The organism is Nocardia goodfellowii (genome assembly GCF_017875645.1).
GTDB lineage: Bacteria > Actinomycetota > Actinomycetes > Mycobacteriales > Mycobacteriaceae > Nocardia > Nocardia goodfellowii.
In genome coordinates this window covers 6,078,850-6,101,733 of the sequence record NZ_JAGGMR010000001.1, presented here as the reverse complement: position 1 = coordinate 6,101,733, position 22,884 = coordinate 6,078,850, and the positions used below count along the sequence as shown (strand labels likewise).

Here is a 22,884-nt window from a genome sequence, read left to right as displayed (position 1 = left end):
GGGCGGTGCCGAGCGCCGAGTCAGCCGCGTCGACCGCCCTGGGTGGGCGGCAGGCGCGGTGGCAGCCGCACAACGAGAGTCGCCAGGGGCAGATCGTCGCGGCGACCATCGAGCTGCTGGAGGAGACCCCGGTGGGGGGTGAGATTTCGATGCAGCAGATCGCCGAACGGGCCGGGTTGGCGAAATCGGTGGTGTACCGGCAGTTCTCCGGGCGGGATGACCTCGACCGGCGGGTGCGCACGGCGATCGGCGAGCGGTTCACCGACACCCTCGACGAGGCGCTGAACGTGGCGTTCGGATCGATCCGCGAGATCCTGGTCCGAGCGGTGGACGCCGTCGTGGACTGGTTCGAGAATCACCAGCGTCTGCACGATTTCCTGCGCAAAGGCCCGGCGACCGGCGATCCGGACGATATCGACGCCGCCACCAGCCTCGCCACCGCCGTCGCGGCGCGCACCCGGGGGCTGGTCTCGGGTCTCGCCGGCGTGGTCGGTGTCGTCGACGAACCGGCCGTCGACACCATGACTTTCGCCATTGTCTCCATGGTCGAGGCCACGGTGACCCGCTGGACCCGCGACCCCGCCCCGACGCTGAGTCGCGCCGCCCTGATCACCACCGTGGCCGGATACGCGTGGAGCCTGGTCGACGCGGTCGCCCGGGAGCACGACCTCGCGCTGGACCCGGATCGACCGCTGCTCGAAGTGCTCAGAGAGCTCTCCGCGCCGCTCTGAAGCGGTGAAACCTCAAGCGGTGCGCCGTGTTCCACGCTCCGGCTCACTGCGATACCGCGACGGCGCACCGTCGATGTGCAGCAGTGACCACAGCGGTTTGGTGATCGGGTTCATCAGCCCGAGGTCGCCGGCGAGCTTGCGCATGTCACCGAAGTAGCCGGACAGGATGCGCCGGGATTGCGGTGAGTTCCAGAAGGCTTCGCGGATGACCTCGTCGGGGATGTCGAACTGGCGCCCGAAGGAGCGCGGCGGCGACATGATCTCTCCGGCGAGCCAGCGCATCGCGAGCGGGAAAGCCAAGGCGCACACCGCCTTCGAGGCGGCGTTCATATGCGCCAGGTGGGCGGCGAGGAATTCGCCCGCGAAGGAGATGTGCCGGGCCTCCTCGGCAATGTGGATCTCCATGGTGCGCAGCACCGCGGGCGGCACCGAGTCGCCGTCGCGGATCAGTGCCTTCTGATAGTGATCGATCGGCTCCTCGCCACCCAGAATGCCGATGAACAGGATGACGTGCGCGTATCCGCCGGCCACGCCGATGAAGGGCGAGAGGATCTTGAACAGCCGCCGCATACCGGGCACGTCCACGCCGATGCGATTGACCAGTTCCTGGAACATCTGGATGTGATTGCATTCCTCGGTCATCTCGTGCAGGCAGTACCTGAACTCGGGAGAACCGTTGGGCAGCTTCATGATGTACTGCATCATCCCGCGGATGAGCACGCTCTCGAAGGCCGCGCCGACCTTGATGACATTGGCTATCCGCCATTTGCCGATCTCGATCTGCCGGTCCAGGGGCAACTCCTGATACCAGCGTGTCGCGCCCAGCGGATCGTATTCCGGGGACAGCACCCAGCGCGGATCATTCGGATCGATCGCGAATTCTGGTGCGTCCCAGTCGATGTCCAGATAGGGATCGAAGCGGCGGTGAACCGAGCCTTCGGACAGGGTCGCCAGCGCGTCCCGATAGTCCTGGTCGAACAGTTCCCCAACCGATTGCGACAGCGTCATCGATATCTCCTCGTTCGGGCCGACCGGCGTAGCCGAGCGGTCGGTGCATCACTTCCGAGGATATATGGGACCCTGAGTCCCATACAACCGTCTTCTGCTGAACCCGCGGGAGATTCATGAAATCGCAGCGACTCTCAGCGGCCGCTTACTTCGTCGAGGTGGGTACGCAAGGCCGCGGTGATCGCGGTCAGCACCCGGTGCGCGGCGGATAGTTCCGCATCGGAGAACTGGGCGGTGGCCGCGCGGGTGCGCTGGCCGATCGGAATGAAGAAGTCCTCGGCGGCGGCGCGGCCGGGAGCGTCGTGGAACAGGAGCACCCGGCGGCGGTCGCGCGGGTCGGCCCCGCGACGCAGGTGGCCCGATTCGATCAGTCGCTCCACCAGGTAGGTCACCGCCGCCGAGGACATTCCCATCAACCCGCCGAGCTGGCCGGCGGTGAGCGGGCGGTCGGCGAACTCGGCCGTGGCGATGTGCAGCAACGCCCGGAAATCGTTGGGCCGCAGGTTGTTCGATCGCGCGAAGACATGTCCGAGCTGTTCCGAGACCGCGGTCAGTGCGCGCAGGTCGGCGCCGATTTCCGTCTCCAGCGTCGCGCGTTCCGGGCCGGTGTCGGCACGGGGCGTGGTGGCGTTCTGGTCGTTGTCGGTCACCGCGATAGCGTAGTCCTCGGCTCGATCTCTCTGTTGCTTAATATTTAAGAATATGAAACATTCGAAGATGTGAGTATCTGGGATCGGTACGGAGCTGTCGTTACGCATCGCAGGTCGTGGGCGCTACTGCTGGTGCTCCTCGCCATCGCGCTGGCGATAATCGGAGGTGCGGGCGGAAACGATGCCGCCGGTGAATCACCGAAATCGCTGCCCGACAACGCGCAGTCGACGCGTATCGAGCAGGTGCTGGACGAATTCCCGGACGCGGGCGCGGCCTCGGTGATCGCCGTGGTGACCCGGTCCGATGGCGGTCAACTGGGCCAGTCGGACCGGCAGGCCGCCGCCGCGGCGGTGACGCGCGCGGCCGAGGCAGCCGGTGCCGGGCCCGCCCCGAACCAGCTCGTCGCGGCGCCGGACGGCGCGGCGGTGCTCGGGCAGGTGCCGATCTCCGGGAAGTCGAGCGGCACCGCGCTGACCGAACTGGTCGAGCGCGTGCGAGCAGCCGCGCGCGCCGGCCTGCCCGCCGAACTGACCGTGGAGATCACCGGCGGCCCGGCCTTCGCCGCCGATATCGCCGACTCGTTTTCCGGCGCGGACGTGACCTTGCTGGCGGTGACCGCGGCGGTGGTGGCCGTGCTGCTGATCGTGACCTACCGGTCGCCGATCCTGTGGTTGCTGCCTTTGCTGATCATCGGCCTGGCCGACCGCGTCGCGAACGCGGCGGGCACCGGGCTGTCCCGGTTGACCGACATCACCTTCGACGGCTCGACCTCGGGCATCACCAGCGTGCTGGTCTTCGGCGCCGGCACCAACTACGCGTTGCTGCTGATCTCGCGATACCGGGACGAACTGCATCGCGACACCGACCATCGGCGGGCGTTGCGTCGCGCGGTGCGTCGCGCCGGTCCCGCGATCGTGGCCAGTAATCTCACAGTGGTCATGGCCCTGCTGATACTGGTGCTGGCGTCGGTCCCGAGTACACGCAGTCTCGGCGTGTTCGCCGCGGCGGGTTTGGTGATCGCCCTGCTCTTCGCGCTCGTCGGACTACCGGCCGCCCTGGCACTGTGCGGCCGAAAAGTGTTCTGGCCCTATATCCCAGCCTCGGACGATCAGGATCTCGCCGAACAGGGCGTCTGGCACGCGGTCGCGACCCGGGTCATCGCCCGACCGGTGCGGGTCGCTGGTGTGACGGTGGCTGGGCTGCTGATCTGCGTGCTGGGCCTGTTCACCGTCGACGTGGGTCTGTCACAGACCGAGCAGTTCCGGGTGCGAGCCGAGTCGGTCACCGGATTCGACACGCTCGCAGCGCATTTCCCCGCCGGATCGGCCGACCCGGCGCAGATCGTCGCGCGCGCCTCCGCCGCGCCCGGTCTCACCGATCTCATCTCGAGCACCCCGGGCGTGGTTCGAGCGACCCCGACGGGGACGTCACCGACCGGCTGGGCGCGCTGGACCGTGCTCCTCGACGCCGAGCCGGGCTCGGATCGGGCGTTCCGGATCGTCGAATCCCTCCGCACGCGACTGGACTCCCGGCCCGAGGCCGAGGCGCTGGTCGGCGGCAACGACGCGCAGGCCCTCGACAGCCGCACCGCTGCGGGACGCGACCGGCTGGTGCTCATTCCGCTGATCCTCGCCGCCGTCTGCGCCGTCCTGCTCGGCCTGCTGCGCGCCGTGCCCGCCGCACTGCTGCTCGTCGCGGTCACGGTGCTCAGTGCGCTGGCGGCGCTCGGCATCGGGAGCTGGCTGAGCGTGCACCTGTTCGGCTTCCCGGCGATGGATACCGCCGTGCCGTTGTTCGCGTTCCTGTTCCTGGTCGCGCTGGGCGTCGACTACACCATCTTCTTGGTCACCCGGGCGCGTGAGGAGACGCCCGCCCACGGCACCGAGTGGGGCATGGTGCGCGCGGTGTCGTCCACGGGCGCGGTCATCACCAGTGCCGGCATCGTGCTCGCGGCCGTCTTCTGTGTGCTGGGCGTGCTGCCGCTGATCACGCTCACCCAGCTCGGCATCGTCGTCGGAGTGGGAATCCTGCTCGACACCTTCGTGGTTCGGACCGTGATCATCCCGGCACTGTTCAGTGCGATCGGGGCGAAGGTGTGGTGGCCGGGCGACACCGGCCGCGAGAAATCGAACGACCGCGCGGTCGAGGACGACCGGGTGGCGGCACACAGCTAGCACACACGACATCGCAGGAGGAACCGTGAACCAGAATGTGCGGCAATCCGATCGAACTCCGGGCGCCCAGCGGTACCGCGCGGCCACTCAGGTCGCGGGGTTCGTCGTGGCGCTGGTGCTGGTAGCCGCGGCCGCCACCGTCGGAAATCTGGCGGCGGTCTCCGCCGCCGAGGACTACAAACGCTTGACGCAGCCCGGCTGGGCGCCGCCGTCCTGGTTGTTCGGGCCGGTGTGGACCGTGCTGTACCTCCTCATGGCGGTCGCGGCCTGGTTGGTGTGGCGCGGCGCGCCCTGGCGATCGGTACGCCCGGCGCTCCTGGTCTTTCTGGTGCAGCTGATCCTCAACGCCGCCTGGACACCGCTGTTCTTCGGGTCCGATCTGCGTGGACTCGCCTTCGCCGAGATCCTGGTGCTGCTGGTCGCCATTGCCGTGACGATCTGGATGTTCCTGCGGCACAGCCGGATCGCGGCGGCGTTGCTGGTGCCGTACTTCCTCTGGACCGCCTTCGCCGCCGCGCTGAATTTCGAGATCTGGCGCTTGAACAGCTGAGCGGGTTTTGCCGACTCACAGGGGTACGCCGACAACCGGCGGAGTGGTCGGTGCGAGCGAACCGCCCGCCGGTTCGACCGACACCGCCAGCTGGTCGGCGTCGCCGAACCGCATGAGCATCGGCGCGCGGCTGCTGGGCAAGGTGTCCACGACGCCGCCCGACCGGACCTGATCGGCCTCGGCGATCAGCCACAGCTGATAGGTGTGCTCGGGCGGCGGCGCCGGTACGGCGTCGAAGGAGACGACCGCCGCGCCCAGCTCCCGGGACGTGTAGACGGTGATGGTGCCGCCACCGGCGACCGCCGCGGTCTTGGTGCGGACGTCGGTCTGCGCGAGGACCTGCTCGGTCGTCACCGCACCGGGATCGGGAGATTGGCTGCGGTACACCGTGATTCCGCCACCGACGCCGATGACGATCGCGACGGCCGCGGCCGCCGCGACCCAGCGTTTGCGGCCCCGCGCGGGTGCGGATGTGCGCGCACCCGCGAGCTGGGTGTCGAGCGCGCGCAACAGCGATTCCTCGACATTCGGCGGGGCGGGAACGGCATCCACGACGGTCATGGCGGCGAGTGTTTCCCGCAGGTCGCGAACGGTCGCGCGGAACGTGGCGGCGGTCGCTTCCTCGGCGTGGTCCAGCATGTGCTCGACGGCGCGCCGGTCCTCCTCGGACAGGGCGTAGAGGGCATAGGGATACGCGAGGTCGAGCAGGTCGTGGTGCGAATGGATGTCAGGCATCGCGCACCGATCCGGTCAGACAGTTCTGCAGACGTTTGAGACCGTCGCGGATGCGGGTCTTGACGGTGTTGAGCGGAATACCCAGGTGCGTGGCCACTTCGGCGTAGGTGCGACCGCCGTAGTAGGCGAGTGCGACGGTTTCGCGCTGGGTGTCGGTGAGCGTGCCCAGGCATGCCACGACGGCGCGTTCGTCCGAGCGCTGGGTGACGGTCTCGGCGACGATATCGTGGTCGCGGCCCAAGTGCCGATGGCCGTAGGCGAGATCTCTTGTGGTAGCGGAGGATTCGGTGCGGACCCGGTCCACGGCGCGGCGGTGGGTGAGCATCATCAGCCATCCGATCGGGCTGGCCAACCGGCTGTCGTACTGCGCGGCGGTGTTCCACACATAGAGGTACACCTCCTGGGTGATCTCCTCGGCGGCGGTGGGCCGGCGCAGTACGCGTAGCGCCAGACCGAATACCCGGTCGTGCGTCGAGCGATAGAACTGGGTGAACGCGTCCCGGTCGGCGTCGGCGACGCGGCGTAGCAACTCCGCGAGCCTGCGAGCGGCCTCCGGGTCGGGCGCCGGACGATCGGTCGGGCAGGCGGCCGGATCGACTGTCCGGTCCAGGGCGAGCGACAGGATGCGGCGTTCATCCGCCATGCGCTGTGTCTCCGTAAGTTGAGGTACCAGCGATGCTACGGCGCTCACCACAGCGCGCGGCCCGGTCACCATGAACTCGGCCGGGGACAGCTCCGATCGGCACGGCGGCTCGGTCGGTCGAGGGGCACGAAGGGTGATCGCATACCTCCACTTCGATACGCCGTGCGCTCGGGTTTGGTCTACCGGCGAAGTTTTCTCGCGGGTCGCCGATTCGAAGATTTCTCGCTGCGAGACCAAACCTGCGCGCCGTGGGGCGCGAAGCCCTTGCGGCGCGCATCGGATACGTCGAAGCGCCGGAAGGGGCCGAGCCGCCCCATGGCAGGAGGGTCACCGGCCGAACCACCACCCCGACTTCGGCCGGTGCCCCTCCTCGATACCTGATCCACCCATTCACCGCGGCCCAGCCGGGCCGCCCCCGCAGAGGAACGATCATGAAACTCTTCTCTCGCATCACCTCGGTAGCCATCGTCGCGGCGGCTTCCGTCGCGGGCCTGAGCGCCTGCTCCAGCGACACCGAATCGAATTCCGGGCCGACGTCCTCGTCCATGCCCGCCACCTCCGCGACGCCCATGCCGGCGACGTCCGCCGGGGATCCGGTCGGACCGGGATGCAAGGACTACGCACAGCAGGTGCCCACCGGCGCGGGTTCGGTGCGCGGTATGGCTCAAGATCCGGTGGCGGTGGCGGCCTCCAACAACCCGCTGCTCACCACGTTGGTGTCGGCGGTATCCGGGAAGCTGAACCCGCAGGTCAACCTCGTCGACACGCTCAACGGCGGACAGTTCACCGTCTTCGCGCCGGTCGACGCGGCCTTCGCGAAGATCCCGGCCGGCACCGTCGATGCGCTGAAGACCGATTCGGCCACCCTCACAAAGATTTTGACCTACCACGTCGTCCCGGGTCGGATCGCGCCGGATCAGATCGCGGGTACCCAGAAGACGGTCCAGGGCGGCGAGGTGACGGTCACCCGTTCCGGCGACACCATCAAGGTCGCCGACGCCTCGGTCATCTGCGGCGGCGTGCAGACCGCGAACGCCACGGTCTACCTGATCGACTCCGTGCTCATGCCGCCGGCCTGAGTGGATCGTTCGATGACCACCGATCCTGGGACACCTGAAACCCGGACGCGGACCCCGAGACTCGGTCGCGGCGCTGCCGCGGTGGCGGGGGTGCTCGCCGCCGCCACCGTGCTGGGCATCGGCCATCTGGTGTCCGTCCTGATCGCTCCGGCGTCCTCGCCGTTCTTCGCGCTCGGCGCCGCCATGGTGGATCACACGCCGCACGAGGTGAAGGATGCCGCTATCCGGCGCTTCGGTGCGCACGACAAACACGCGTTGTTCGTGTCGATGGCGGCGGTGATGTTGCTCGGTGCGGTGGCCTCAGGGTTGCTCGAACGCAGGCGGCCCTTGGGCAGCGCCTTGTTCGTGGTGCTGGGGGTCGTCACCGCCGGGGCGGCGCTGCAACGGCCCACGGCCACAGTGTGGTTCGTCGTGCCGACCGTGGTGGGCGTCCTGGCGGGCATCGTCGCGCTGCGGCTGTTGCTGACGGGCACACCGGCTCTGCGTTCTCCCGGCACCGAGCCGTCCCGGCGCAGGTTCTTGGTCACGGCGATGAGCGTCGGTGCGGTGGTCGTGGTTTCGGCCACCGCGGCGCGGGCGCTTTCGGCGCGCTGGTACGACGTAGTGGCCGATCGTGCCCGCTTCCGATTGCCGCGCACGGACAGTCCGATGGCGGCGATAGCACCGGAGGTCACGCCGCAAGTCGAGGGTCTGACCTCCTTCGTGACCGCGAACGACCGGTTCTACCGTGTCGACACGGCACTGCGACTGCCCGCGTTGCCCAGTGCGGAGTGGCGGTTGCGGATCCACGGCATGGTGGATCGCCCGCTGATCCTCGATGTCGACGAACTTGCCCGGCGCCCGGCGGTCGAGCGCCTGGTGACGCTCACCTGCGTATCGAACGAGGTCGGCGGCGATCTCGTGGGCACGGCACGCTGGCTGGGCTATCCGCTCGCCGAACTGCTCGGCGAGGCCGGGATACGGCCGGATGCGGACATGCTGCTGTCGCGCAGCGTGGACGGATTCACCGCCGGCACACCGCTGTCCGCGGTCACGGATGGTCGTGACGCGCTCCTGGCGGTGGGCATGAACGGCGCGGCGCTGCCCATTGAGCACGGCTATCCGGCGCGCCTGATCGTCCCGGGTCTGTACGGGTATGTTTCGGCGACCAAGTGGGTCGTCGACTTGGAGGTGACCCGGTTCGATCGGGCCACCGCCTACTGGACCGAGCGCGGCTGGGCCGATCGCGCGCCCATCAAGACGGCGTCGCGGATCGACGTGCCCGCCGCTTTCGCCACCGTCGCCGCGGGCGTGGTCGTGGTCGCGGGCGTCGCCTGGGCGCAGCGGCGCGGGATCGCCGCGGTGCAGGTGCGGGTCGATGACGAGCCTTGGCAGGCCGCGGATCTCGCGGCGGAGTACTCCACCGACACCTGGCGGCAGTGGACATGGCGCTGGCGGGCGACGCCCGGCACCCACACACTGCGGGTCCGGGCCGTCGACCGCGCGGGCGCGGCGCAGACCGAGCAGCGCGCCGCGCCGTTTCCGAGCGGATCGACCGGATGGCACAACCGGGTAGTCACCGTTCGCTGAATCCCGTGGGGACTATTGGTAAGCGGGGTCGGCCCAGGTTCCGATGGAGCGGGAGCGGACCGGCTCGACGAAGCGCGGGGACAGGCTGTGCGGGTATTCCGGGCCCCAGTTGGTGGGATCGCCGGACATCACGACTCGCGCGTTGTCGGTGTACCAGTCGACCAGGTCGGCGTCGGAGCGGACGAGCCAGGTGCAGCCCTGGTCGGCATCGGCGGTGAAGTCGCCGTGCCGGATCAGGGCGGGACGCCAGAAGTAGGTGCCGGGCCACATGGTGCCGAAGTTATAGTCGAAGCCGCCCGCGAGGCAGTAGGCCTCTTCCGAGCAGGGGTGGTGGGCGAGGGGTTCTTCCCGCCAGCCGGGTTTCGCTTTGATGAGACGGGTGTAGAAGCCGGTCTCGGCGTCCCGGGCCAGGAGTTTGATGTAGAGGCCCGGGACGGGAGTGCCGCCGAGGTCGAAACGCATGGGGCTGCCGTCTTTTACGTCGATCCACGGCATGTCGGCGGAGTTTCGGACGATCAATTCCTGGTCGGCGCGCACGAAGTCGCGGTCGGCGCCGGTCAGGTCGAAATGCCAGTCGCCGTGCTCCCGGAACAACAGGATCTCGGTGCCCGCGGTGACCGAGAGTGACGGTGTGTGAACGCCTTTCGGCGCCATCCAGAAGCCCTCCGGGCCGAGGACCGTGTCCCCGATGGTGACCTGACCGGTCAGCACGAACCATTCGGTGTCGGCGTGATGCACACCGGCGGGACGGGACCAGTCGCTGGTGAAGCGGACTTTGAGGGACGCGGAGCCGTCCTCCTCGTCGTAGCTGAGGTTGCGCTGCACCGCGTTTCCGGTGGCCTGCTCGAATTCGGCTACGTGCTCGATCAGGTCTTTTTCGTCGATGAGTTCTACATGTGGACGCATCGGTCCTCCTCGGAGAAGCAATATATGCGATACAGAATGTAGTGCTTATCAATAAGCAAGACAAGGTGTATCGTAAATTGTCATGACCAGACCGGGCCGTCCGGCGGGGCCTGCCGCCGACACCGAAAACATCGTGCTGACAGCGGCATTGGAGCTGCTGCTGACCGAGGGGGCGGCCGCGCTGACGCCGCAGCGGCTGCATGCCGTGACCGGGGTCGCGCGGACGACCATCTACCGGCACTGGCCGACGCCGCGCGACTTCCTCGCCGCGCTCATCGCGGTGGCGCCGCACGAATCGCCGGAGCCCAGCGGTGATCTGGCGGCCGACTTGCACGCCGAAACCGATCTGCTCTGTGATCGATTGCGCGACAAGCCCGTTGCGGCGTTCCTGCGGGCGCTGGTCAAGGCCTCCTCGGCCGATCCGTCGTGTACCGAACTGCGGCACCGCTACGTCAACGACCTGCTCGGACCTTTCCGCACCGCACTCACCGCGCTCGGGGTGGCCGACGTGGAGGAGGCGGCCCTGTCCGTCGTTTCTCCGCTGGTGGTCGAAGCACTGCTGCTGGACCGTCCCGTCGAGCGGGAACGCGCCCATCGCGCCGTCGACGAGCTGCTGGCCCGGCTCGGCGCCGGGAGCGTGCGATGACCAACGTCGTGGGCGCCCGGGCGGTCTTCGGGGTCATCGTTCCCAGTACCAATACCGTTGTCGAGCACGACTATTGGCGGGCCGGGCTTCCGGGCATCGCCTATCGGGCGGGCTCGATGTACATCCCGAATCCGGTGATGGGCGACGATGAGGACTTTCAGGGACTGCTCGGCCAGATCCGCGCGTCCATCGACACCGCGGTGCGTGATGTGCTCACCGCGGAGCCCGATCGTATGGTCATGGGCATGTCGGCCGAAACCTTCTGGGGTGGCGTGGCCGGAAACGCCGCGTTCGAGCAGCGTCTGCGGGACCGTAGTGGTCTGCCGGTCACGACCGGCGCGAGCTCGTGCCGGGCCGCGTTGCGGGAACTGGGGTGCCGTCGCATCGCGGTGTTCTCCCCGTATCAGCCGATCGCGGACAAGGAGGTCGGCCGGTTCTTCACCGAGGCCGGTTTCGACGTCGCCGCGATCACCGGTCTGCGGTGTCCGACGGCGATGGATATCGCCCGGGTCGGTGCCGGACGTCTACGGTCGGTCGTCGCCGAGATCGACGGAGCCGACGTGCAGGCGATCGTCCAGGTCGGCACGAATCTGTCCTTCGTCGCGCTGGCCGACCGGTTGGAGGCGGAGCTGGGCAAGCCGGTCCTCGCGATCAACACCGCTACGCTCTGGAATGCCTTGCGCGAGCACGGTTTCGATGACCGCGTCGACGGCGCGGGCTGTCTACTCCGTGAGCACTGACCGCACCCGGCTCGCCGCCACCGGTGGAATGGCCGGACAGCACCAGGCTCTGCGCGTAATGAGCTTTCGGCATCGCGGCTCGACCGTGTCGGTCGTCGGGTCAGGGCTGAACTGTGCCGAGCAGTAGGGCTTTCAGATACTCGGGTGCGATCAGGGTGCAGTAGTGCTGGCCTTTGAAGGCTTCGGGGATGCCGGGCGTATTCAACGGCACCAGTAGTGATTTGGACGGCAGGTGCAGGGTGCCCGCGGCGACCCTGGTGGCGACCGGGAAATCGGCCAACCAGTCCTGGCCGGTTATCGCGGCGGTGTCCGGGTCGACGACCACCCTGTTCGGCCGATAGACGAGGGCTTCGCGCTCCCGCGCGGTGAACGATCGGATGACCTGGCGCAGCGTGACGCGGTTGACATTCGCGCAGGCGCCCTCGGGCCCGGCGATGTCGGCGCCGTACACGTCGGTGAGGTGATCGGCCGACTTGCCTTTGCAGCGCACCTGTTTCGGCAAGCCCGCCTGGTAGGTCGTGTAGCTGGTGACGGTCAGCGGTTGCGCCTGCGGCTTCGATGCGGCGAATGCGGCCGGGTCGGTGTAGGGCACTTCGGACAGGGTGCCCCCGCCCCGGCGGAACTTCACCACCCGCAGCTTCGCCGTCTGCACCTGTGCGCGCAGGCAGAGTTGCGGAATCGCCTCCGCTTCAGAGGTTTCGGGTTCCGCAGGTTCCGCGGTGGCGATCGGCGCGGTGAGTCCGATGCCCGCGGCTGCGGTCAGGACGGTCACCGCCAGACGGCGGCGCAGGGTAGGAAACATCATGGGGAGTCTCGCTCAGGATCCGGGCAGGAGGTCGGCGGCCAGCCCGGTGGACACCAAGGCGCGGGCGCGAGGTTCGGTGGCGGCGGTCGCACCCGTGAGGAAGTCGCCGGTCCAGCCGAGGGCGAGGGTGCGCAGGGTGGCGGCGTTCACCGCGGTGGGCGTGCCGCAGAGCAGGGTGCCCAGCGGGTCCGAGCTGGCGCCCTCGGCATCGGTGTGCACGCCGTCCCGCAGGCGGATGCCCACGAACGGGCGGCGCAACTGCGTCTGCACGGCGGCGGTGCCGACGCCGAAGCTGTTGCACAGCGCGGGCGCCGCCGAGATGGTCAGGATGGGCAGGCCGGTGGGATCCAAACCGGTCAGCGCGCGGGCGATATTGTCGCCGATGAAGGACTTGACCGGATCCAGCAGGATGACCCCGCGCAGTCCGATGAAGGTCTGCGGATGCGTGCTGCGGATCCGGTCGGCGACGAAGGTGACGGCTTCGGCTCCCGCCGAATGCCCGAGAAAGACCAGCTCGCTGGGCAACTCCGGGACCGGCACGCCGTTGCGGCGGGCCGCCGTGGCCAGGCCGGCGGCGAGCGCGCCGGTGGGATCGGTCGCGGTGCCGAACAGTTCGGCCACGTTGTGCAGGAAGGCGCTGTTGTCGCCGAGGTTCTGCAGGGTGCAGCCCTGCCACTGCATGAACGGCAGGCTCGGCGCGAACACCAGATAGCCGGCTTCGGCGAAACCGCGTGCCAAGGCCCCGATCTGCGCATTGCTCCGGGCGAATCCGTGCTGGATCCACACCATGGCGGTCGGCTTTGCGGTGGGAAGGTACCAGTCCGCGTCCTGGTGCAGAGTGCTTGCGGCGCAGCGAATATCGACGCTGCCCGAGAGCTGGGTGGTGGCGGCGGTGGTTCCGGTGCCGATAACGGCGATGAGAGCGGCGGCGACGGCGGTCAGAACCGGGCGTCTAAGGGTCATGGTGACTCCCCGGGAGCGGTGCGCCGTTTCCTACAGTGGAATGGCGTTTCTTTTATGGACAGATCATTGGTCGCCCACGGCCAACTGTCAAGGGAGAACTCGAGATAGACAGAAAGTATCGGTCACACTATGTTTCGTTGAAGGAAACGCTGTTCCCTTCAATGGATTTCGGAGGGTGGATGAGATCCGCGCTGTACGTGCCGGGCAATCGACCGGAGTTGTTCGACAAGGCGCTGGCCGGACCGGCGGACGTGGTGCTGCTCGATCTCGAGGACGGCGTCCCGCTACCAGACAAGGACGCCGCGCGCGCGGAGGTCGCCGCCTGGCTGCGCGGTGTCACGCGGGCGCGTCCGGCGGTCTGGGTGCGGGTCAATCCGGGCGAGCTCGGCCACCAGGATCTGCGCGCGGTGGCCGGGCCGATGGTCGCGGCCGTCTGTCTGTCGAAGACCGAATCGGCGCGGCAGGTCCGCGCCGCGGGCGCGGTGCTGAGCACGTGCGAGCCCCACCCGGGCGCGATCCGGATCTGCGCTCTGCTCGAGAGTGCGGCGGCGATTCTCGCGGCGTTCGAGATCGCCTCCGTGGCACGCGTTTCCCGGCTCCAGATCGGTGAGGCGGACCTAGCCGCCGAACTCGGCCTCACGCCCGGCCCGGACGAACGCGAACTGCTGGCCATCCGATCGCAGGTGGTGCTGGCCGGCGCCGCGGCGGGTATCGAGCCGCCGCTCGGCCCGGTGCGCACCGACTTCCGCGACCTCGAAGCGCTGCGCGAGTCGACGATCGCCTTGCGCCGCTTGGGGTTCCGGGGTCGCGCCTGCATTCATCCCGCGCAACTGCCGGTGGTCAACGAGGTCTTCACGCCTACCGCGGACGAGGTCGAGCGCGCCCGCGCGCTGGTGGATCGCTTCCGGGACGCCGCCGGGGGCGTGATGCTCGACGACTCCGGCCGCATGGTGGACGAGGCGGTGGTCCGGCAGGCCCGCCGCCTGCTCGACGCCCTATGACCGGTCAGTGGTCGCGCAGCAGTGACCCCGCGCCCGCCACTCGATCTGGAATGCCGTTGTCGCGCAGCGCCATCCACCACGTCGCGGCGTTGATGGCGAGCACCGGTTTGCCGAGCCAGCGCTCGGCCTCGTCGGCCAGCCGCACCATGGACAGATTCGTGCCGCACTGGATGAGGGCGTCGACATTGTCGCTGTTCACTTCGAGCAGTGCCGTGCGCAAGTCATCCTCGGTGACGTGGGCGATGGAAACCGCGGTGGGACAGCGCAATCCCTGAATGGCGGCGACCTCGAAACCCAGTTCGCCGAAGAAGCGGACCACGTTCGCGTCGCCGATCGGCTGGTACGGCGTCACCACGCCGATGCGCCGGGCACCGAACAGTTCCAGGGCGCGGCGGCAGGCTTCGGCCCCGGTCGCCACCTCCAGGCCGGTGACATCGTGGATCTGCTGGACGAACTGCCGGTTGCCTTCCACGCCGCCCCAGAAGGTTTCGGCGGACATACCCATCACCATGTAGTCGGGCTCGCAGGTCAGCACCCGCTCGCAGGCCGAACCGATTTCGGCGCGAATCTGTTCCAGCAGGCGGTCCATGCCGGCATCGTCGGCCATGTTCTGATCGCGGATATGGATGCGGCTGAAATGCGCGGTGACGCCCGGCACGCCCATCCGATAGAAGTCGGGCTCCACAATGGTGTTGGTGGAGGGTGCGATCACGCCGAATTTGCGCCGCCAGCCCAGTGCGTCGGTCATCGGATCAACTCCTCGTCGGTCGGGGCCGCGACGGGGGCGGCCGAGAGTCGCCGGGCGGCGACCAGGAACGCGGCCTGCGCCGCGGTATTGCACAGCTGTTCGGCCCACTGCAGGGCCACCGTCTGATCGGGCCGGGACGCGAGTGGTCCGAGCAGGAAGAACACCAGCAATTGGGTGCCGAACAGGCCGGCCGCGATGGCGTCACCGCGGGCGCGCGCCAGCAGAATCAGCTGGCCGCCGGTGAGGGTGGCGAACACGGTGGTGCTCACCAGCATCGGCAGGGGATCGCGGGCCAGCACCGCGCCCAGCGCGCACGCGAGGGTGAGCCCAGGCACCAAAAAGCCGAGCCACGGTGGGATGCGCCCGGCACGCGAGCCCACGACCACCCAGGCCAGCACCGCGAAGCCGAGCGTCAGTAGCGGAAACAGCAGATTCCGCAGCCACGGCAGATCCGGGCCGCCGGCCGCGGCGATCAGTTTCGCCGTGGCTTTCGCGAAGCCGCCCGCGCCCAGCAGAGCCGCGGCCGCCAGAATTCCACGTCTGGCCGGGAAGACGTTGCGCAACACCAGGACTCCGGCCACGGTCAGCAGGACCGGCGCGAAGTCCTCCACCGCCAGCGAGATCGGATACTCCACCGCGCTACCCGGCGAACAGATCTCGGCGGCGCACCGGCGCCATGGCGAAACGCCCGATCACCTTCGGCGTGGTCAGCCAGCGCACATGCGCGCCGTTGCGGGTGTGCGTGACAGCGCGCTCGGCCAGCCACGGTGCCACGGTCTCGACGGTGTCGGCGAGGATGTTGAACACCTTGCGGGCCTTGGCCAATTCGTCCGGATCGGCGTAGCCGTGGGTGAGCAGGTCGGTGACCACCATGCCGGGGCTCAGCAGTCCCACCGACACTCCGGCCGGTGTTTCCTTGGCCAGCGCCTTGGTCACATAGGTGACACCACGCTTGCTGGCGCCGTAGGCGGCCAGCCCGGTCACGGTGCGGCCGTCACTGCCGAGACCCTCCATGTTCCACACGTGCCCGCCGCCGGCCGCCGCCATCCCCGCCACGGCGACGGCCGACCCGTGCAGCACGCCCAGGAGATTGGTCTCGACGACGGCGCGGGCCTGCTCGGCGGGCAGCTGCCACAGCGGGGCCCGATCGTGCGACACCCCCGCGTTGTTGATCCACACGTCGACCTTGCCGAAGCGGTCGACCGCGGCGTCCCACAGCGCCTGCAGCGACGCGCGCTCGGTCACGTCGGCGGCCATGACCAGGGCCGAATCACCGAGGCGCGAGCGCACTTCGGCGACACGCGCGGTGTCGGTGCCGCACAAAGCGACCCGATGCCCGCCGTCGAGCAGGGCCCGCACCATGCCGAGTCCGATGCCCCGGGTCCCGCCGGTCACCACCACGGTCCTCATGCCCGCTCCAGCACGCCGTGCAGCACCGTGACCAGGCAGTTGTGCTCGAACATCTGGTACACCACCGCGAGCTCGGAGCCCGCGCCCATCCCCGGCTCGGCGTCGATCATGAATTCCCGTCCGACGAGTCTGCGCCCGTCCGAAGTGTGCAGCCGGACGAAATTGGCTCGGCCGTAGGAGTTTCCGTTGCCCCAGAGATCGGGGCCCTCGTGGAAGGATCGGACCCCGTCGCGCCGCACCGTGGTTCGGGAATCGAACTCGACCGGACCGGACATCACCAGGCGGTGTTCGGCGGTGAGCAGGTTCAGCGGATCGATGTCGAGCGCCATGTGCAGGCTGCCCAGCGACCGCTGACCCGCGCTCCACACTTCCAGTTCACCGGAGTATCGGGACTTCTCCTTGGTCGGCACGGTGAATACAGCGGGGCCGCACCGGGTTTCGGTCTCGATGCGCTGCTCGACGAGCTCCGGCACGCGCGTGTAGACGCCGTCGAACACGCCCACCATGGCCGGGCCCTGGTAGAGCACCGACGAATACACCTGGGTGTCGCCGATGGTCTGATTCCAGGTGTTCAGCGAGACCTGCCAGCCCGGACCGTAGTAGTGGGCGTCGACGAAATTGCCGTAGGGCCGGCCGGATCCATAGAAATCGGGTCCGGTGTAGAGGCGGTCGGCGTCGGAATCCCGGACGCCGAAGGCGAACGGCGCGCCCAGCGCGAACCGGCCGGCCAGATCGCCGCCGCCGGTGAGCCCGCCGTCCATGTAGTAGGTGGTGACGCCGTCGGCGAACACGGAACTGCGGCGGATGTCCTCATAGCCCCGCCAGGTGCCGTGCGCGTCGAAAAGCGAAGGGCGGCCGACCCATTCGCCCGCTATGCGTTGCTGGAACGCGCTCGGCGCGGCCTGGGTGCTCACGCGACCAGCTCCCCGCGCACCCGCTCGGCCTGTTCGGCGCCGAGCAGCCTGGTCACCTGCGCCCACACCGGATCCACCGCCGGGCTGAACAGATTCGCTCGATTGATCCGGTCCCGTGCCGGAAGGTCGGTGTCCACGGTGGGAACTCCCTTGTCCGCCAACGTGAGCCAGTGCGCCAGATAGCGGTCGACGGTGACGTCCAAGGCGCGGAAGGCGTCCTCGGTGGCGCGGCACACCAGCATCCACGGCGACATCATGGCGCGCTGCCGCGGACCGATGGCGGCGGGGGACAGGCCCTCGATCCGCCATGCCGCTTCGAGCAGCGGCGTCAGGGGCAGGAACGCCGAATCCAGGTAGTCCAGGTTGACGGCCAGATCGGCGCGCGGAATCAGATCCAAATGCAGCGCGTGATACTCGGGTGCCCGCACCGAGTCCAGCGTGAAATGCGGTATCGCGGAGGCACTATCGGTGAACGCGAAGATCATGTGACTGTCCAGGCCGATCTGCGGGACCACCAGATCGACGGTGACCGCCTTGTCGATCGGCCCGCCGCGCAGCACCCGCAGCCGGCCCACCGGTTCGGGTGACATGGCGCTGGTCAGTGCCACATCCTCAGTGGTGTCCAGGCCCAGTGCGGAACTCAGCGTGCCCAGGGTGCGCTCGCTGAGCGCGGTCGGGAGACTCATTGCGGATTACCTCCGGTGCGGGCCTTGTGCACCCAGGCACTGGCCAGTTCGGGATTGTCGCGGCGGACCGGGGAAGCGATGACGGTGGCCTTCCGGCGTGGGGAGTCGCCGGTGATGATGTCGTCACCGCCGACCCACCAGCCCTGTTTGATCAGTTCCAGACGCCTGCGGCGATAGGCGACCTGCAAACCGTCGCTGCGCACGTGCAGTTCGTCGGCGAGATCGAACGGAAGCAACTCCGGGCGTTGGTTTTCCACCACCGGCTGGTCCTGCAGCAGGATCTTCTCGATGCGTTTGCGGGCATTGCCGTCCGCCCAGGCGCCGGTGAAGAAGTTGCGGTAGCCGAGAATCTTGACCAGCGTCCGCTCCTGTGACAGCGGGATATTGAAGTCGTAGAGCAGCAGGTCGCCCATGGGCAGCCGCACGTGCAGTTTCACGATGTTGGGCAGGTACCAGGCGTTGGTGACGGTGACGTACTCCGCCCGTGGCCGCCGCCGGGCCAGCAGTCCCCACAGGCCCTTCGGTAGCGGCGGGCTGAGCTGGATATCGGCTTCGGCCGACCATTCCGTCTGCCGGATACGGAAATCCGGGATCCCCGGCTTGTCCGGGTTGCCGAAGGCGGTGCCGTGCACGAACGGCGTGTGCGCGGCGTCGACCACGTTCTCGAACGTGCGCTCGTAGTTGGCGGCGATCTCCATCTCGAACTGCACCGCCCGGAACGCTGGATCGTTGTGCTCGGGCAATTCCGGGATCGGCGGCCGTTCCGCCTCGGGGAGATCGCCGAGGAAGGCCCACACCATGCCATAGCGTTCCACTGTCGGATACGCGTCCACTCGCGCCTTGCGTGGAATCTTGCGTTCCTCGGCATTCGCGGGAATCTTCACGCACACGCCCTCGGCGTTGTACTGCCAGCCGTGATACGGGCACGAGATACAGTCGCCGGTGACCTTGCCCATGGACAACGCGCCGCCGCGGTGCACACACAGATCCGAAAGGCAGACCGGCGCACCGGCTTCGGTGCGGTACACCACGAAATCCTGGCCCACGCAGGTGATCTTGCGCGGCTCGCGGGTGACTTTGTCCGCGAATTCCAGTGCGTACCAGAAGTTCTTCAACATGGTTTTGCTCCTATCGCCGGCTCAGCCGTACGCCCTGATCGAACTCGGCCAGTTCGGTTCCGGCCGCCCCGTCGCCGCGCAGATGCGCCCGTAAGAAGGCCGAGGTGAGCCGGGCGAACGGTGCCAGTGCGTCGGTCTCGGCCGGGCCGTCCAGAAAGGCCCGGGCGGCCGTCGGATCGGTGTCGGCGATACCGAAATGGTTGGCGCCGGGCACCACCGCCAGCAGATGATCACCCTGTGGCAGCGCCTCGAGAAAGGTGCGCCGCACCGGATCCGGCCGCTCCGCGCCGTCTTCGCCGTAGCGGTCGGCGCTGGCCTGGATGACACCGTCGTTGGTGCCGACGCCGAGCAGCACCGGACACCCGACCTGCGCGGGCAGGACGGTACCGGGAGCCCAGCCCAGCATGGTCGCGACCATCGTGTGCGCGCCCCACGCGAAAACCGCCGCCACCGAAGGAAAGAAGCGGGCGGACTGCAAGACCACGGTGCCGCCTGCCGAATGTCCGCCCAAGGCGATGCGCGCCAAGTCCAATGCTCCGCGTAGCGGTGGCAGCTCGTTGATTTCGATCAACGCGTCGAGTACCGCGCCGATGGTGGGGCAGGTAGGGCGGGTGCCGTAGGCGTCCGGGCGGGCGGCGTCGAGATCGACTCCCGGCGTGAGACCGCGCTGACCGCCGAACAATTCGGCGACCCGATCCATGGTGACCACCACGAAGCCGGTTGCCGCGACGGCGGTGGCGAACCGGCGGTAGGAGTCCTGGCCGACGTTGACGCCGGAGAGGAACACCACCACCGGATAGGGGGCACGCGTCGGATCCGGGGCGAAGACGCCGGTCAGGCGCTCCGCGTCGCTGCCGGAGGGCAGAGCGGGGTAGTACACCTTGAGGTGCGCGGTATCGAACGGCGCGACGCCATCGGTCCGGACCGACCACCACATCGAGCGGATCAGGGCTGCTCGATTCAGGTCAGGGCCGATGGTCGAGCCGGCCGCCGCCTTCGGATCGCCGGTCATGAGCGCACCTCGGTGCCGCGCGGCTCCGGTCGGCGTGTGCTTCGCTCGCTCATGCGCCCGCCCTGGGTAGTTGGCGGTCGCCGCCCCAGAGGGCGCGGACCAGCCGCTGGGTGAGTTCGGGCCCGAACATGCGCTCGCCCATGACATTCGCCGGATCGCGCTCGGCGATATTGCGGCGCACCGCGAGGTCGCGGGCCGCCAGTTCGGCCTGTTCGCCGGCGGGTACCGGATCGGCCGCGTCGACCCAGCCCAGCCACTGCTCCACCCGGGCGGTCAGAATCTGGTCCACCACCTCGAGATTCGGGCGGGTCGGCGGGAACGAATAGCAGTAGGCGGTGGGCGAGAGGCTGCCGCGGATGAACCCGGTGCGGCTGGTGAACCAGCTGAAGTCGGGATGCTCCTCCTTGAAGGTCAGCCAGGGCACGTCGTTCGGTGCGTAATAGCGATCGAAGTAGTCACCGTCACCCACCAGGTCACCGCGCGGGACCGCATCGACGTAGAACCAGCCCTCCGGCCACAGCAGCAGCGCGGAGCCCAGATGCGGCACCTGGACCTGCGGGCCGAGCCAGGCCGTCAGGTGCAGATTCACGAAACCCGTTCGCGGGTCGCCTATCCAGGAGTGCACCAGCCAGTCGATCTCGGGGCCGCTGTACGCCGCGAGGCTGCCCGACGGGCCCTGCTCCGGGTCACCATAGGTTTCCAGGTCCGCGGTGGACGGGTCGCGGGTGAGCTCGAAGCGCTCGGCGATGCGGGAGCGCAACCGGCTCAACAGGTCCCGCCATTCCTGGAAGGTCTCGGTGACATCGGCGCGCGGGGTCGTATCGACCAGGTGCTCGACATGCTGGACGGTTTCACTCATGCGGCTGCTTTCGTTCGGTGCGGCGGTGTCGGCTTCACCGCGCGCGCACGGCGTCGAGACGGTGGCGGGGCCGGCCGTCGACGAGGTCGGTGCCCTTGGAGACGGCGCGGTTCACCGCCTGCGCGGGACGGAGGGTGGCGCGCACGCTGCGCGCGCCGGGCGGGACGGTGGTCACCACCGGGTGGCTGATCACCCCGGTGAACGGGCCGCTCCAGGTGGACCACAGCGTGAAATCCGGGCTGAGCGCGTAGAGCGCGCCGGTGAGCCCCGCGGGACCCCACCCGGCGGCCACCACGTTCAAGCGATTCTCTGCGGCCCGCTCGGGCAGGCCGAGGCGCAGCTCCCAGGGTTCGGAGGGGGTGCAGGGCACGGCCACCACGTCGGCGTCCCGCACGGCGGCCAGCCGGAAGGTCTCGGGAAACAAGGCGTCGTCGCCGACGACGAGTGCGATTCGGCCCCAGGGCAATTCGAAGACGGCCAGGTCGTCGCCGGGTGCGGTGAGCCACCGATGGCGAGCACTGCGATGTAGTTGTGGCTGTCGACCTAGGACACCGTCGGCATGCACGAGCACGCCATGATGTGCCGCGCCGTCGCGGACGGTGAGCACGGCATAGGCGGAGGTGTCCGCCAGCGCGCGCACCAGTTCGGGGATCGGCACCGCCGCCAGCTCCGGCAGGACGATGAGATCCACACCGGTGGTGGCCAGGTGCCGGATCGTCGCGGTCTCCGGCGCGGCGATCGCCGCGGTGATGGTCTCTACACCTACGGGCGCTCGGCGGCCGGAGGCTGAATCACTCAGGGGGGCATACAGTTCCGGGCGGCGCGCGGCCAGCACGTCGGTGCCGTCCGGCCGTTGTTTGGCGTCGGCTCGCACGACATCGATATCGGCGACGATCACCGCCTCGCCCGTGGCCGGAGCCATGGCCACGCAGGTGCCGTCGGGTGCGACGATCTGACTCTCCCCGGCCCCGTGCAACCGCTCCGGCGGTACGCCGAGCCTTTTCGCGATGGCGGGCAGTTGGTCCTCCGGTAGCAGCGGCCCGACCTTGTTGGCCGCCACCACCCACACCTTGTTCTCCGCGGCGCGCACCGGGATGTGCAGGCTCGCCTCATCGGTGGCGAAGGAGTTGAGACTGTTGAGCAGCAGTTGGGCCCCGCGCACCGCTAGCGAGCGGGTGACCTCGTAGATCACGCCCTCCATGCAGGCGTACATGCCGATCCGGCCCAGCGGTGTGTCGATGACCGGCGAATCCGCTTGCCCGGCATCGAGATAGTCGTTCTCCGCGCCCATCAGGATCTGCTTGTCGGCCTGACCGAGCAGCGCGCCATCCGGTCCGAACAACAGGCTGGTGCCGGTGATGCGCCCGTCTTCGCGGGCCAGTGTGACACCGATCTTGACGTGGATGCCGTGCCGCGCGGCCCGCGCCGCGACGGCGGTGAGGAAGGAATCTCCGAGCGTACGGGCCATTCGCCGGGCATGAGCCCGGTCGTCGTACCAGGATAGGTGGTTACAGAACTCCGGCAGTACCACCAGTTCGGCGCTCGCCCGGGCGGCGGCGTCGATCGCGCGCAGGCAGGCGGCGAGATTGGCCGCGACGTCGGTGCCGGCGGCGAGCTGTGCGGCGGCGACTCGGGTCATGGGCTGCTACCTCTCCCGGCGTTTCGTATATCGAAACGCTGTTTCCAATCTAGCTGATTCTGTACCCGGTCGTGGAATCTGTCCAGCGCTCGTCCGGGATTTCACGCGGCGGTAATCGATTGCCGCGCATCGGGTTCGCCTTGACACCCGCCGGTGCGGCGGGTTCAATATGGCAATTCCGAAACCGTGTTTCTTTGTGGGAAACATCGGGGGAAGGTAGCCATGATGACCTGCGCAGCATCGCCGGAGGAGATCCGGCTCATCGACGCGGTTTCGCGGTGTGGACTCCCGGTAGGT

Annotated in this window: 24 protein-coding genes; 8 read left to right on the top strand and 16 right to left on the bottom strand. The window is 68.6% G+C overall.

Features of this window, described 5'->3' with window-relative positions; genetic code table 11:
* Positions 1 to 5 precede the first annotated feature (5 nt).
* On the top strand, positions 6 to 731 hold the full coding sequence (locus BJ987_RS28185) for a TetR/AcrR family transcriptional regulator (RefSeq protein WP_307869778.1): 726 nt from the start codon (positions 6 to 8) through the stop codon (positions 729 to 731).
* A gap of 12 nt (positions 732 to 743) precedes the next feature.
* Here BJ987_RS28185 and BJ987_RS28180 read toward each other — a convergent pair whose 3' ends face one another.
* Complete coding sequence (locus BJ987_RS28180; protein ID WP_209895866.1) at positions 744 to 1,739, bottom strand: AurF N-oxygenase family protein; 996 nt, start codon at positions 1,737 to 1,739, stop codon at positions 744 to 746.
* A gap of 134 nt (positions 1,740 to 1,873) precedes the next feature.
* Positions 1,874 to 2,389 carry a MarR family winged helix-turn-helix transcriptional regulator gene (locus tag BJ987_RS28175; protein WP_307869777.1) on the bottom strand — a complete coding sequence of 172 codons (516 nt, stop codon included), beginning with the start codon at positions 2,387 to 2,389 and terminating at the stop codon, positions 1,874 to 1,876.
* 69 nt (positions 2,390 to 2,458) lie between these two features.
* On the opposite strand from BJ987_RS28175, the gene BJ987_RS28170 reads away from it, so the two are divergent.
* Both BJ987_RS28170 and BJ987_RS28165 read left to right on the top strand, forming a co-directional pair.
* The gene (locus BJ987_RS28170; RefSeq protein ID WP_209895862.1) at positions 2,459 to 4,564 is read left to right on the top strand and encodes an MMPL family transporter; all 2,106 of its coding nucleotides are present in this window, start codon (positions 2,459 to 2,461) and stop codon (positions 4,562 to 4,564) included.
* A gap of 25 nt (positions 4,565 to 4,589) precedes the next feature.
* Positions 4,590 to 5,114 carry a TspO/MBR family protein gene (locus BJ987_RS28165; RefSeq protein ID WP_372446898.1) on the top strand — a complete coding sequence of 175 codons (525 nt, stop codon included), beginning with the start codon at positions 4,590 to 4,592 and terminating at the stop codon, positions 5,112 to 5,114.
* A gap of 15 nt (positions 5,115 to 5,129) precedes the next feature.
* Here BJ987_RS28165 and BJ987_RS28160 read toward each other — a convergent pair whose 3' ends face one another.
* Both BJ987_RS28160 and sigK read right to left on the bottom strand, forming a co-directional pair.
* The gene (locus BJ987_RS28160) at positions 5,130 to 5,849 is read right to left on the bottom strand and encodes an anti-sigma factor (RefSeq protein WP_209895860.1); all 720 of its coding nucleotides are present in this window, start codon (positions 5,847 to 5,849) and stop codon (positions 5,130 to 5,132) included.
* Positions 5,842 to 6,492 carry an ECF RNA polymerase sigma factor SigK gene (gene sigK, locus BJ987_RS28155; RefSeq protein ID WP_209895858.1) on the bottom strand — a complete coding sequence of 217 codons (651 nt, stop codon included), beginning with the start codon at positions 6,490 to 6,492 and terminating at the stop codon, positions 5,842 to 5,844. Before sigK ends, BJ987_RS28160 begins: the two co-directional genes overlap by 8 nt.
* Positions 6,493 to 6,923: 431 nt before the next feature.
* Between sigK and BJ987_RS28150 the strand changes: the two genes are divergently transcribed.
* Together BJ987_RS28150 and BJ987_RS28145 are read left to right on the top strand one after the other, a co-directional pair.
* On the top strand, positions 6,924 to 7,571 hold the full coding sequence (locus tag BJ987_RS28150) for a fasciclin domain-containing protein (protein ID WP_245366165.1): 648 nt from the start codon (positions 6,924 to 6,926) through the stop codon (positions 7,569 to 7,571).
* Between the two features lie 12 nt (positions 7,572 to 7,583).
* On the top strand, positions 7,584 to 9,140 hold the full coding sequence (locus tag BJ987_RS28145; protein WP_209895856.1) for a molybdopterin-dependent oxidoreductase: 1,557 nt from the start codon (positions 7,584 to 7,586) through the stop codon (positions 9,138 to 9,140).
* A gap of 12 nt (positions 9,141 to 9,152) precedes the next feature.
* Here BJ987_RS28145 and BJ987_RS28140 read toward each other — a convergent pair whose 3' ends face one another.
* Entirely contained in the window at positions 9,153 to 10,046 is an 894-nt protein-coding gene (locus BJ987_RS28140; protein WP_209895853.1) for a DUF4437 domain-containing protein, read from the bottom strand.
* Between the two features lie 82 nt (positions 10,047 to 10,128).
* Between BJ987_RS28140 and BJ987_RS28135 the strand changes: the two genes are divergently transcribed.
* Both BJ987_RS28135 and BJ987_RS28130 read left to right on the top strand, forming a co-directional pair.
* Entirely contained in the window at positions 10,129 to 10,692 is a 564-nt protein-coding gene (locus BJ987_RS28135; RefSeq protein WP_209895851.1) for a TetR-like C-terminal domain-containing protein, read from the top strand.
* A complete protein-coding gene (locus BJ987_RS28130; RefSeq protein WP_209895849.1) occupies positions 10,689 to 11,432 on the top strand; it encodes a maleate cis-trans isomerase family protein in 744 nt (247 codons plus the stop codon). The genes BJ987_RS28135 and BJ987_RS28130 overlap by 4 nt, the downstream gene beginning before the upstream one ends.
* Before the next feature lie 100 nt (positions 11,433 to 11,532).
* Here BJ987_RS28130 and BJ987_RS28125 read toward each other — a convergent pair whose 3' ends face one another.
* Both BJ987_RS28125 and BJ987_RS28120 read right to left on the bottom strand, forming a co-directional pair.
* A complete protein-coding gene (locus BJ987_RS28125) occupies positions 11,533 to 12,237 on the bottom strand; it encodes a hypothetical protein (RefSeq protein WP_209895847.1) in 705 nt (234 codons plus the stop codon).
* A 12-nt stretch (positions 12,238 to 12,249) separates the two neighbouring features.
* Positions 12,250 to 13,200: an alpha/beta fold hydrolase gene (locus tag BJ987_RS28120; protein WP_209895845.1), complete on the bottom strand. Its 951-nt coding sequence runs from the start codon at positions 13,198 to 13,200 to the stop codon at positions 12,250 to 12,252.
* 179 nt (positions 13,201 to 13,379) lie between these two features.
* On the opposite strand from BJ987_RS28120, the gene BJ987_RS28115 reads away from it, so the two are divergent.
* Positions 13,380 to 14,201 carry an HpcH/HpaI aldolase/citrate lyase family protein gene (locus tag BJ987_RS28115; RefSeq protein WP_209895843.1) on the top strand — a complete coding sequence of 274 codons (822 nt, stop codon included), beginning with the start codon at positions 13,380 to 13,382 and terminating at the stop codon, positions 14,199 to 14,201.
* 4 nt (positions 14,202 to 14,205) lie between these two features.
* On the opposite strand, the gene BJ987_RS28110 is transcribed toward BJ987_RS28115, so the two are convergent.
* The 9 genes from BJ987_RS28110 to BJ987_RS28070 are packed head-to-tail and all read right to left on the bottom strand — an operon-like array spanning position 14,206 to position 22,587.
* The gene (locus BJ987_RS28110) at positions 14,206 to 14,949 is read right to left on the bottom strand and encodes a maleate cis-trans isomerase family protein (protein WP_209895841.1); all 744 of its coding nucleotides are present in this window, start codon (positions 14,947 to 14,949) and stop codon (positions 14,206 to 14,208) included.
* Positions 14,946 to 15,584 carry a hypothetical protein gene (locus BJ987_RS28105; protein ID WP_209895839.1) on the bottom strand — a complete coding sequence of 213 codons (639 nt, stop codon included), beginning with the start codon at positions 15,582 to 15,584 and terminating at the stop codon, positions 14,946 to 14,948. The genes BJ987_RS28110 and BJ987_RS28105 overlap by 4 nt, the downstream gene beginning before the upstream one ends.
* A 4-nt stretch (positions 15,585 to 15,588) precedes the next feature.
* Positions 15,589 to 16,359, bottom strand: a complete 771-nt coding sequence (locus BJ987_RS28100; RefSeq protein WP_209895837.1) for an SDR family oxidoreductase — start codon at positions 16,357 to 16,359, stop codon at positions 15,589 to 15,591.
* Entirely contained in the window at positions 16,356 to 17,273 is a 918-nt protein-coding gene (locus BJ987_RS28095; RefSeq protein ID WP_209895835.1) for a hypothetical protein, read from the bottom strand. Before BJ987_RS28095 ends, BJ987_RS28100 begins: the two co-directional genes overlap by 4 nt.
* On the bottom strand, positions 17,270 to 17,959 hold the full coding sequence (locus BJ987_RS28090) for a hypothetical protein (RefSeq protein ID WP_209895833.1): 690 nt from the start codon (positions 17,957 to 17,959) through the stop codon (positions 17,270 to 17,272). Before BJ987_RS28090 ends, BJ987_RS28095 begins: the two co-directional genes overlap by 4 nt.
* On the bottom strand, positions 17,956 to 19,077 hold the full coding sequence (locus BJ987_RS28085) for an aromatic ring-hydroxylating dioxygenase subunit alpha (RefSeq protein ID WP_209895831.1): 1,122 nt from the start codon (positions 19,075 to 19,077) through the stop codon (positions 17,956 to 17,958). Before BJ987_RS28085 ends, BJ987_RS28090 begins: the two co-directional genes overlap by 4 nt.
* A 10-nt stretch (positions 19,078 to 19,087) precedes the next feature.
* Entirely contained in the window at positions 19,088 to 20,089 is a 1,002-nt protein-coding gene (locus BJ987_RS28080) for an alpha/beta hydrolase family protein (protein ID WP_209895829.1), read from the bottom strand.
* Positions 20,090 to 20,138: 49 nt separating this feature from the next.
* Entirely contained in the window at positions 20,139 to 20,948 is an 810-nt protein-coding gene (locus tag BJ987_RS28075) for an oxidoreductase (protein ID WP_209895827.1), read from the bottom strand.
* 34 nt (positions 20,949 to 20,982) lie between these two features.
* Positions 20,983 to 22,587 carry a carbon-nitrogen hydrolase family protein gene (locus tag BJ987_RS28070; protein WP_209895825.1) on the bottom strand — a complete coding sequence of 535 codons (1,605 nt, stop codon included), beginning with the start codon at positions 22,585 to 22,587 and terminating at the stop codon, positions 20,983 to 20,985.
* Positions 22,588 to 22,884: the final 297 nt, after the last annotated feature.

Bases quoted from the DNA above. Each gene is read 5' to 3' on its own strand.
- BJ987_RS28080 (WP_209895829.1), bottom strand. From the start codon at position 20,089: ATGACCGGCGATCCGAAGGCGGCGGCCGGCTCGACCATCGGCCCTGAC.
- BJ987_RS28110 (WP_209895841.1), bottom strand. From the start codon at position 14,949: ATGACCGACGCACTGGGCTGGCGGCGCAAATTCGGCGTGATCGCACCC.
- BJ987_RS28160 (WP_209895860.1), bottom strand. From the start codon at position 5,849: ATGCCTGACATCCATTCGCACCACGACCTGCTCGACCTCGCGTATCCC.
- BJ987_RS28145 (WP_209895856.1), top strand. From the start codon at position 7,584: ATGACCACCGATCCTGGGACACCTGAAACCCGGACGCGGACCCCGAGA.
- BJ987_RS28115 (WP_209895843.1), top strand. From the start codon at position 13,380: ATGAGATCCGCGCTGTACGTGCCGGGCAATCGACCGGAGTTGTTCGAC.
- sigK (WP_209895858.1), bottom strand. From the start codon at position 6,492: ATGGCGGATGAACGCCGCATCCTGTCGCTCGCCCTGGACCGGACAGTC.
- BJ987_RS28070 (WP_209895825.1), bottom strand. From the start codon at position 22,587: ATGACCCGAGTCGCCGCCGCACAGCTCGCCGCCGGCACCGACGTCGCG.
- BJ987_RS28085 (WP_209895831.1), bottom strand. From the start codon at position 19,077: ATGTTGAAGAACTTCTGGTACGCACTGGAATTCGCGGACAAAGTCACC.
- BJ987_RS28125 (WP_209895847.1), bottom strand. From the start codon at position 12,237: ATGATGTTTCCTACCCTGCGCCGCCGTCTGGCGGTGACCGTCCTGACC.
- BJ987_RS28135 (WP_209895851.1), top strand. From the start codon at position 10,129: ATGACCAGACCGGGCCGTCCGGCGGGGCCTGCCGCCGACACCGAAAAC.
- BJ987_RS28150 (WP_245366165.1), top strand. From the start codon at position 6,924: ATGAAACTCTTCTCTCGCATCACCTCGGTAGCCATCGTCGCGGCGGCT.
- BJ987_RS28090 (WP_209895833.1), bottom strand. From the start codon at position 17,959: ATGAGTCTCCCGACCGCGCTCAGCGAGCGCACCCTGGGCACGCTGAGT.
- BJ987_RS28130 (WP_209895849.1), top strand. From the start codon at position 10,689: ATGACCAACGTCGTGGGCGCCCGGGCGGTCTTCGGGGTCATCGTTCCC.
- BJ987_RS28075 (WP_209895827.1), bottom strand. From the start codon at position 20,948: ATGAGTGAAACCGTCCAGCATGTCGAGCACCTGGTCGATACGACCCCG.
- BJ987_RS28100 (WP_209895837.1), bottom strand. From the start codon at position 16,359: ATGAGGACCGTGGTGGTGACCGGCGGGACCCGGGGCATCGGACTCGGC.
- BJ987_RS28180 (WP_209895866.1), bottom strand. From the start codon at position 1,739: ATGACGCTGTCGCAATCGGTTGGGGAACTGTTCGACCAGGACTATCGG.
- BJ987_RS28120 (WP_209895845.1), bottom strand. From the start codon at position 13,200: ATGACCCTTAGACGCCCGGTTCTGACCGCCGTCGCCGCCGCTCTCATC.
- BJ987_RS28140 (WP_209895853.1), bottom strand. From the start codon at position 10,046: ATGCGTCCACATGTAGAACTCATCGACGAAAAAGACCTGATCGAGCAC.